The following is a 7,897-nucleotide window of genomic DNA, read 5'->3' as shown; positions in this document are numbered from 1 at the left end:
TTTCCCCCTTCCCCTTTCCCCTTTTCCGTTTAAGAAATTCGTTTTTTAACCAATTCTGGAATTTGAGATGGACGTTCAGCCACAGGAACTTGTGCTTCTTTCAAAGCAGCTAATTTACTTTGAGCTGTGCCAAAATTTGGGTCGCGTCCGATAACTGTTGCTAAAGTTCCGGTTTGACGCCAACTTTTTCCTGGTGGTGCTTGTCTACCTGCAATGTAGCCAATTACAGGTTTATCAATAGCCTCAGCAATGTACCGCGCTGCGGCTTCTTCACTACCACCACCTGGTTGACCGACTAAAACAATGGCTTCTGTGGTTTCATCTTCGTCGAGAATTTGTAGCCATTGCAAAAATGAGGAACCAACAATAGCATCACTACCAATGCTGACACTAATGGACTGTCCCAAACCAGCTTTTGTTAATTCGTAGGCGACTTCGTAGGTTAAGGTACTGCTGCGACTGACGATCCCCACTGGGCCCGGTGTATAAAATTCGCTGGGTTGAGTTCCTAAGAGAATTTTTCCCGGTACAACGATCCCCGGACTATTAGGCCCGACAACCAAAGTTTCGCAAGCTTCGGCTTTGCGGAGTAATTGCACCATATCTAAAGGTGGCACGCCAGCAGTAATGATAATAATTTGGCCAATGTGAGATGCGATCGCTTCCAATGCCGCATCTAAAACTTCATAAGGATTTACACAGATAATTGTTGTGTCAATTGTGCCAAATTGCTCTACTACTTCCTCTACTAAGTCAAATACTGGTAGTTCGTGTAGTTCCTGTCCACCGCATCCAGGATTAACACCAGCCACCAAATTTGTGCCGTAGGCTTTCATTTGTGCAACATGAGTGCCTGATATAAATTCACAAAAGCCTTGAATTAAGACTTTACTCTCTGGCGTTAAGTTCATAATCAATTACCGTAAGCTTGGCAAGCCAGTGAGTTGAGCCACTGGGCATAAAAGGATACATATACAATATTGTCTTGATGGGTTTTTCTCAATTTACTTACTTTTAGCGTTACATTTTCAATTCATCTCCAACATGAAAAATTAATATTAATTCAAGCAAACAAAAATTATTCTCAGTCTCGGAACTTTGGATATGAGAAAACCTGAACTCTAATTTTTCATGTCAATTGTTGATTTATCAATGGAATCAATTGAAAATCTCTTATCCAAAATTCCCAGACCTCTGATTTTTGCCTTTGGTCAATCCCAAATCTCAAATCTCAAATTGTCTGACTATTTCTTTTTATGCCGTTGCATAATTGCGGGATGATTTGAGAATTTGCATCAAGACATAATTCCCGTGTCTCCGTGTCTCCGTGTCTCCGCGTCTCCGTGTCTCCGTGTCTCCGTGTCTCCGTGTCAGCCTAAATCATCCCATTATTCAGCAACGCGCTTTTTATTAGTGGGTTTGGCAAGACGAACTGCAACTTCCACTGCCTCATCTAAATTTTCTACCACAATCAGGGCATTGCTGTGAGTTTCTAGTGTTGCTAAATAATTTTTAGCTTCATTCCACTCAGAACCAGCAAGACGGACAACTAATGTGGGAACATTCACATCCCGCGGAATTTTACTACCGTTAGAACGAACAATTTTTAATTTGAGTTCGTTATTGTCTTGCTGGACAAATTTAGCGATAATTTCGGCTAGTTGCTGTGGGTGAGGAATACTACCCAGGAAATTAATTAGTATAACTTGGATGCTTTTATCAGCGGCCAAAATTTTCAAACCAGTTTCTAGGCGATCGCCAAATGTAGTTGGAGTAGTATCTGTAAGAAAAGCATGGCGTAGATTCAAACAAACCCCTGGTTTACCGCCAGCATTAGCAACTAAATCCAAAGTTGCCATTACTGAACCAGTACCATTACCTAAAATACCAATTTTTCCCTGCATTTGTACGCCATCCCAATCGCCCAAAATACCGTTAATTTCAGTACTTGGATGACGACTGATGATTTTTGCTGCCATTTCCGTCAGATCTGGATGACGCTTGATGGCTCGTTCGTTCACCCTGACTTTACCATTAAGAGCCATGACTTCACCATCAGCATTCACCGCTAAGGGATTAATTTCAACTAAATCCAGGTCTTTTTGCACAAATAGCTGGTACATTTTCTGGAGAACGCTGCTTACTGATTGCATCAGCTTTCCCTGCAAACCCATTTTCAAAGCTAGTCGCCTAGCATAAAATGGCGAAAATTCTTGTTCGACCACCACATGATGCATTTTTTCGCCTGCGGATTCCCAATCGATGTTTGCTTCTTTGCAACCTAAAAGTACAGGTCGGCAAACAGCGGTGTCTAAAACCACCGCCAGATAAAATTCTTGGTTGGCGTCGTATTGGGATTCTGCTAGTACAACCTCTGGCAACTCGCCCCATATCGGTAAACTAAAGATATTTTGGGCAGCAGCGATGGCATCGATTGTTGTTTCGGCAAACCTGACTCCACCTGCTTTTGCCCGTTCTGCCCCATGTACTTGGGATTTCAGGACAATTGGAAAACCAATTTTTAAACGTTTCAAATCTGTGGGATGGTCAATTCGTTGTGAAGGCAATACAGGAATGCCTATCTTCCCAAACCATTCTTTAACTTGGTACTCTAATAAATCCATTGATACACCTTATCTTGAGACTTTACCAGCTTTTGATGATTGCTGTCTAAAATATTTGGCAGCACCTTTATTACATATTGGCAGCTATAAAAACTTATTTTTCACGTATCAATTTTATCGAATTCAGCAAATGAGGCAAATTAATTTCTCTAGCTACAATACTTAATTAATCTCCTCAGTAGACTTTCCGGCATAGAAGATAACTAGTATTCCTGTCAAAAGCCTATAACATAGCAACATTTTCTTAACCTGTGGATAATTTTGTCACAATTGCTCTGCAACTATAATTTTCTCGAAGAGTAGCTGTTGTGAATTTAATTGCCACAAAATTATCCAGTGAAAATACTCAAAAATATTATTATTCCCATTTTTTTCCAGAAAATATATACCTGTGGATAGATTATCTAATCTTGTATCTACTAACTCAAAAATGTAGCACTACGAACAATTACTAGTATTTGAATTTTTGGTGAAAACTTAGAATTTGTGTTAGAAAGTTGTTCGATTAGATTTTCAGCCTGTGGTTGCTTAAACTGTGCATCTTTATTCAAAAAACCCAAACAGTTGATTTGACCTCCTTAAAGATAATCAAAACAATATAGAAATCAGTACAAAAGCTCTATGAAAGTAGCAGTTCAACAGGAAGATTTACAGCTTTTAGCCAAAACTTTGCAGGAACAACTGCTTGTAGAAGTTCCATTGGCTGGAGTCTTTCAAGTTAAGTGTGCCGTCAATAAAGACGAACTAATGATTTTAACTCAACACCCATCCGGTGTAACAGTTGATGCCGAGACTATCTTTGCAGTTATTGAAGATGCACTTCAGTCTTTAGCACCCTACAGAGAGCAACGAGTACAATGTTTCCTGAGAGTTTTTGGCGAACAACTTCCTTATGCCAAACGTTTTCTCACTCTCAAACACAGGACAAAATCCAACGATGGAGATTTGGGCATTTGGACATCTGAGGGAATAAGGGGAATCAAGGAAGATGAGGAAGAGGAGGAAGTAGGGAAAGATGAGGAAGCGATATCTTCCTTTTCATCCTTTTCCCCCTCATCCCCCTCATCAGCTTTGACCTATTTTCCATCCTCAGACGAAACTGAAGACGAGGAAGTATTTGACCCATTTGCAGATGCACCGAGTTTACCGACTTCAAAGGCAACACGTCGAATTAAACCCATTTTCTTTGGTGTGGCGTTGGTGGGAATTGTGGTTTTAGGTGTTGGTGGTTATTTACTGACTCGTCCTTGTGTGATGTCTGAGTGTAAAGAAATACAAATAGCCCAGCAGTTAAAAACAGAATCTCCCCAATTAATCCGTCGCGCCAAGTCAGAAAAAGATTTAATCGCAGTGCATCAACGGCTAACTGACGCTACCACAGCCTTGAATGTAATTCCTGGTTGGTCACCTCGTTACCAAACATCAGAAGAACTCAAAGTAAGTTTGTCTGGACGAGCCGAAAAAATCAGCCAGGTAGTTAAGGCTTTGCAAACAGCATCTTTGGCGGCAGAAAAAATTAAAGCTCCCGCACGTACTTTAGAAGAAATACAAGCTAGGCAACATTTATGGCGACAGGCCATTGCACCACTAGAGGCCATAACTCCCAACAATGAACTTTATCCGTTAATACAAGCAAAATTATTTAGTTATCGTATTAGTTTACATACTATTAATCAGCAGATACAAACTGAAGAAAAATGGCTGAAAAAACTAGCAGCCGCAAAAGATGTAGCTAATACAGCCGAAAGTCGTCAAGCTAGTGCTAAATCATTAAAGGATTGGCAAAAAGTCCAGTCTAACTGGCAAGTAGTGATTAATGCCTTGAGGGTGATTCCCCAAACTAGCCCTGCCTATGAAGAAGCCCAAAAGTTGTTATTAGAGTATAAACCTAAGTTAGTCACAGCACGCGATCGCACCACAAAAGAACAATTAGCTGCCAGAACTTACCAACAAGCTGTTAGCACCGCCAACCAAGCCAAAGTTTATCAACAACAAAATCAATGGCAAGCAGCAGCAACATACTGGGAGCAGGCTTTGGAAACTGCTAAAAAAGTTTCCCAAGATAGCTTATATTACACTCAAGCTCAGTCGTTAATCGAACCCTACTCAACATCCCTCAAACAAGCACAAGAAAAACTACAAGTAGTTAGTGATTTGCAACAAACCCGCACTGACTTAGAGAAAACCTGTGTTAATGGAATTCGGATTTGCACCTTTAGTATGGAGGATGCAGGAATTATTGTCCGGTTAACCCCTGAGTATGACCAATTAAGGCAAAATACTTCGGTTAATCCTGAATCGGAGAATTCAAATACTGCTATCGATCTCACCAATCACTTGCAAGTCTTACAGGAAGCCTTGGCTGTAATTAGTGACAATGCCAACTTGTCCCTTTCCCTTTATGATTCTCAAGGTCAGGTAATTTATACGCGGACATTGGGAGGGTAGCGGTTCACTGGATGATTAACTTTGTAAAGAAGTCACATTCATATCCTCATTCAATCTGCGAATCAGCCGTGATAACTCACGAATGATATTCACCGCAATATCTGGAGTTTCTTCAATGGCATCATATAATTGCTCTTGCGTTAATTCTAGAAATTCGCAAGGTTCTAGAGTCGTGGCGCTGGCGGAACGGGGTTGAGTATCAAATACTGCCATTTCACCAAAGTATTTTCCCTGTTCTACTTCTGCCAGCTGTTTGTTTCCAATATGTACTTTAACTCGACCCGACACCACAATATAAAGCGATCGCCCTTCTTCTCCTTGCCTGAAAATTGTGTAATTAGCTGGAAATGACAGTTCATTCATCACTGAAGTCAGCCGCACAATAAAATCGTCTCGCAATTCCTTAAAAATTGGGACTCGCCGGACAAATAATAGACGGTCAACACTAGTTAGCATAATTACGAGTTAAAAATAAGAATTTAGAATTCAGAATTCAGAATTCAGAATTCTGAATTGAGGAATTAGAGCAAAGAAATGGGAGATTTATACCCGCCACTAATTGTAGTCCACTAAATTTAAAATTTGATGTGGTGCTTGAGGAGTTATCCATTGAAAGCAACGGCTGAGACTTCCAATCCTCAAAAGACTGTTGACCTTTGACGGTTCACAGTCAACAGTCATCTGTTAGCGGCCCATTCTGAATTCTGAATCCTGACTCCTGAATTCTCTTTTAATCACTTTAATTTATCATTTTAAAAAACAAGAGTATTTGCTCTTATTCGGTCAAAAGTCATAATATTGGCTGCATGAACTCCCAAGGTACCTTGCTGAGAAAAAAAATCACCAATTTCATTGGAGGCGTAGTTTACCACCGTAAGCATCGCTTTTAAAAGTTGGACAATTGGCTGTTGTCTGGCGAACTTCTATTAGTTGTCGCGAGAAAAAACAGTCAAACAATATCCTGAACTGTCATCACATCGAAAAGCAAAGTCAGGATTTGAGGACAAACAGCATTGAATCTTTGTGAGTAACGACTATGAGTTGGCTAATTAGTACAGTACTTATTGGAATATCTGTAGCTTTTGCAACTACTTTTGACGACAATTTATATTTGACGGCTTTCTTCGGAAAAGTCAACCGCACCTTTCGCCCCAAGCATATTGTTATCGGTGAATTTGTAGGATTTACTGCATTAGTGCTTGCTAGCCTCCCTGGTTTCTTCGGCGGTTTGATTATTCCTAGTACCTGGATTGGTTTACTAGGTTTACTTCCCATCGCCATCGGTATTAGTAATTTCATCAGCCGAGAAGATGATGGAGAGATAGTACAAGATGTGTCAATTAACTTACCCTCTCCTGGTAAATCTGGGCGGCAGAAGAAATCATTGTTGGCAATTATCCGCGATCCCCAAACTTATCGTGTTTCAGCAGTTACCATTGCTAACGGTGGAAATAACATTGGAATATATGTACCGTTGTTCGCTACTACCAATCTTCCAAGTTTGGGCGTAATTTTATGTGTTTGTTATCTAACAGTTGCGACGTGGTGTTTATTGTCTTACAACCTGACCCGTAATCCTCTGATGGCACCTGTTTTAACTCGCTATGGTCGAAAAATCTTCCCCTTTGTCTTAATTTGGCTGGGATTGTCTATTTTGATTAAAAGTGAAAGCTACCGACTTTTACCTAGTTTGGCAATGCTTTCTCACTGAGCATGAGGCGATACTTTGGATTTGAGATTTTGGGTGTTGCATAATTACGGGATGATTTGAGAATTTGCATCAAGACATAATCCCCGTGTCTCCGTGTCCCCGCCTCCCCGCGTCTCTAATCCGCTTTTCACACTGGAGGTTTTCTAATCACTTGAATTTATGCTTTTAAATAAAAATAATATTTGCTCTTATCAATTAACTTATCTAAAGTGAACATAAAGCACATTATTTATGGCTCTTACAAAAGCAAATCTAATATCGCAAATCTAACATCGCAAACGATCGCAGGAAGGAAACTAATGAATAAATCAAATTCTCAAAAATTAACTCAGTGGCTTGTAACTGCCTTATTTGTAGTAGTTGTAGCAACATTTTCACTGTTCAATCAGCCCACTGCTCAAGCTCAAACAATAACACCATCAGAACCAGCTTTAGAATCAACCCCAGTAACACCTCCAGCTGCATCACCAGTATTAGAACCAACTCCAGCAATACCTCCAGTTGTAGTACCAGTACAATCTGTAGCCGCAAACGTTAAACGTTTGTTAACAACTAAAGAATGTGTCAGATGTAATTTAATTGGTGCAGTTCTCAAGGATGCAAACCTGCAAGCAGCAAATTTGCAAGGTGCGAACTTACAAAAAGCAGATTTTGAAAGAGCGAACTTACAGCAAACAAACCTACAAGGAGCAAACTTGCAAGGAGCAGATTTAGGTAAGGCAAATATCGCAGGAGCAAACTTAACAGGAGCCAACCTATTTGATGCAGACCTAGAAAAGGCTAGCTTCTTGGGAGCAAACCTCCAAGCAGCAAACTTGCAAAACGCAGACTTGGAAAAGACAAATCTCACAAATGCAAACATCCAAGGAGCCAACTTGATGGGAGTTGATTTGCAAGACGCCATCAGACCAGAAGGATTTATGGCTTACTAATGCAAAATAAATTTTAGCTGCCAATGTCATTAAACTAGTCTAAATAATCGTTAATCCCCTCAGTTTTTACCGAGGGGATTATTGATTTAAAAGTTCCAATTCCCATATCCATCAACCTTCAATACTTGTCGGTTAAAGGGAAAAGGGGAAGGGGGGCCCCCTCTGGGGATAAGGGGCAGGGG

At 40.3% G+C, this 7,897-nt stretch carries 6 protein-coding genes; 3 read left to right on the top strand and 3 right to left on the bottom strand.

The window, feature by feature from the left end:
* Nucleotides 1-29: 29 nt before the first annotated feature.
* Nucleotides 30-911: a CoA-binding protein gene (locus GNE10_RS29020; protein WP_185569122.1), complete on the bottom strand. Its 882-nt coding sequence runs from the start codon at nt 909-911 to the stop codon at nt 30-32.
* A gap of 477 nt (nt 912-1,388) precedes the next feature.
* Nucleotides 1,389-2,624, bottom strand: a complete 1,236-nt coding sequence (locus GNE10_RS29015) for a succinate--CoA ligase subunit beta (protein WP_185569120.1) — start codon at nt 2,622-2,624, stop codon at nt 1,389-1,391.
* Nucleotides 2,625-3,245: 621 nt separating this feature from the next.
* Between GNE10_RS29015 and GNE10_RS29010 the strand changes: the two genes are divergently transcribed.
* A complete protein-coding gene (locus GNE10_RS29010) occupies nt 3,246-5,072 on the top strand; it encodes a hypothetical protein (protein ID WP_185569118.1) in 1,827 nt (608 codons plus the stop codon).
* A gap of 15 nt (nt 5,073-5,087) precedes the next feature.
* Here the strand turns inward: GNE10_RS29010 and GNE10_RS29005 are convergent, their stop codons facing one another.
* Nucleotides 5,088-5,528, bottom strand: a complete 441-nt coding sequence (locus GNE10_RS29005; RefSeq protein WP_099072784.1) for a Crp/Fnr family transcriptional regulator — start codon at nt 5,526-5,528, stop codon at nt 5,088-5,090.
* Nucleotides 5,529-6,108: 580 nt separating this feature from the next.
* Between GNE10_RS29005 and GNE10_RS29000 the strand changes: the two genes are divergently transcribed.
* Entirely contained in the window at nt 6,109-6,783 is a 675-nt protein-coding gene (locus tag GNE10_RS29000; RefSeq protein WP_185569116.1) for a cadmium resistance transporter, read from the top strand.
* A gap of 299 nt (nt 6,784-7,082) precedes the next feature.
* Nucleotides 7,083-7,715, top strand: a complete 633-nt coding sequence (locus GNE10_RS28995) for a pentapeptide repeat-containing protein (protein ID WP_185569115.1) — start codon at nt 7,083-7,085, stop codon at nt 7,713-7,715.
* The last annotated feature ends 182 nt before the right edge of the window (nt 7,716-7,897 follow it).

This window comes from Nostoc sp. 2RC, assembly GCF_014222165.1.
Lineage (GTDB): Bacteria > Cyanobacteriota > Cyanobacteriia > Cyanobacteriales > Nostocaceae > Nostoc > Nostoc linckia.
This window is presented reverse-complemented; position numbering and strand designations above follow the sequence as displayed.